This window comes from Parachlamydia acanthamoebae, from assembly GCF_000875975.1.
Taxonomy (GTDB): Bacteria; Chlamydiota; Chlamydiia; order Chlamydiales; family Parachlamydiaceae; genus Parachlamydia; species Parachlamydia acanthamoebae.
This window is the reverse complement of the sequence record NZ_BAWW01000067.1, coordinates 1-204: the sequence shown is the minus strand read 5'-3', so window position 1 is coordinate 204 and position 204 is coordinate 1. Positions and strand designations below refer to the sequence as shown.

At 46.1% G+C, this 204-nt stretch carries 1 protein-coding gene; it reads right to left on the bottom strand.

Features of this window, described 5'->3' with window-relative positions:
* On the bottom strand, positions 1 to 204 hold a 204-nt coding region (locus AOM43_RS12855), incomplete at both ends, for an RHS repeat protein (protein ID WP_152618872.1).

Below are 204 nucleotides of genomic sequence, written 5' to 3'. Positions count from 1 at the left end.
CTTGGTCATAGCGGTAAGTTTGGGAATAAAGCTGTTCTCCTGAAAGGTTGATTCGTTTAACTTCTGTTAGATCTACCGCGTTGTAGCCGTACACGACGTGGCTACCATCAGGAAGTGTACTGGAATGAACGCGTCCTTGTCGGTCGTATACATATTTCATCTGCAGACCATTGCCCAACGTTTCTTCAATGAGGCGATCACATC